1 protein-coding gene is annotated in these 1,392 nt (G+C 73.0%); it reads left to right on the top strand.

Annotated features, from left to right (window positions below):
• Window positions 1–1,392, top strand: a 1,392-nt coding sequence (locus tag PROKR_RS01310; protein WP_157601798.1) for a serine/threonine-protein kinase, incomplete at both ends; no start/stop codon positions are given.

Raw genomic sequence — 1,392 nt, 5'->3', positions numbered from 1 at the left:
GGCACCGCCTCGGCGCGGGCCTGACCACCGTGCCGCACACGCCGGTGGCCGACCCGCTGCAGGCCGTCATGGCCACGCCCGAGCTCGCGGAGTCCAAGCGGTTCTGCCCCACGTGCGGGCAGCCGGTGGGCCGGGCCAGGGACGGCGTGCCCGGCCGTGTCGCCGGGTTCTGCGGGCACTGCGGAGCGCGGTACGACTTCACGCCCGCGCTCAAGGCCGGCGACCTCGTGGCCCGGCAGTACGAGGTGGTGGGCTGCCTGGCCCACGGCGGCCTCGGCTGGATCTACCTGGCCCGGGACCGCAACGTCAGCGGCCGCTGGGTGGTGCTCAAGGGCCTGCTGAACGCGGGCGACACGGAGGCGTACGAGGCCGCCGTCGCCGAGCGGCAGTTCCTCGCCGAGGTGGAGCACCCGCTCATCGTCGAGATCTTCAACTTCGTGCTGCACGAGGGCCTGGGCTACACCGTCATGGAGTTCGTGGGCGGCCGGTCGCTCAAGGACGTGCTCAAGGACCGCCGGGAGCAGGACGGCCAGCCCCGCCCGCTGCCCGTGGACCAGGCCATCGCCTACATACTCGAGGTGCTGCCCGCCTTCAGCTACCTGCACGACCACGACCTGCTGTACTGCGACTTCAAGCCGGACAACATCATCGCGCAGGGCGACGGCGTCAAGCTGATCGACCTGGGCGGTGTGCGCCGCACCGACGACCTCACGTCGGCCATCTACGGCACCGTCGGCTACCAGGCGCCCGAGGTGCCCGAGGTCGGCCCGTCGGTGGCGTCGGACATCTTCACTCTCGGCCGCACCCTGGCCTCCCTGGTGCTGGACTTCCGGGGCAACACGACCGTCTACCAAGCGTCGTTCCCGCCCGTCGCCGACACCCCCGTGTTCCAGAAGTACGACTCGTTCTACCGCTGGCTCGCCAAGGCGTGCGCCCCGGCGCCCGCGGACCGGTTCGCGTCGGTGGACGAGGCCCGGGTGCAGCTCCTGGGTGTGCTGCGCGAGGTCGTCGCCACCGACAAGGGCCCCGGGTACACCGCCACGACGTCGGCCGAGTCGGTGCTGTTCGGCGTGCCGCCGCTCGACGGCGCCGACGGCGCCCTGGACTGGAACGAGCTGCCCCTCCTGAAGGTCGACTCCACCGACCCGATGGCGTCCTGGCTGGCGGGCGTCAACGTCGCCGACCCGGCCGAGCGCATCAAGGCGCTGGCCGACCCCGCCGAGCACACCGTCGAGGTGCGTCTCGCCGTGGCCCGCGCCGCGATCGAGGCGGACGACGGCGCGCTGCTCCGGTCGACCGTGGCGCAGATCCTGGAGCACGACCCGTGGGAGTGGCGCGCGGCCTGGCTGGAGGGCCTCGGGCACCTCGCGACGGGCAACGCCGCCGCGGCCC

It is taken from the genome of Promicromonospora kroppenstedtii DSM 19349 (assembly GCF_000515355.1).
In the GTDB taxonomy this organism is placed as follows: domain Bacteria; phylum Actinomycetota; class Actinomycetes; order Actinomycetales; family Cellulomonadaceae; genus Promicromonospora; species Promicromonospora kroppenstedtii.
This window is presented reverse-complemented; position numbering and strand designations above follow the sequence as displayed.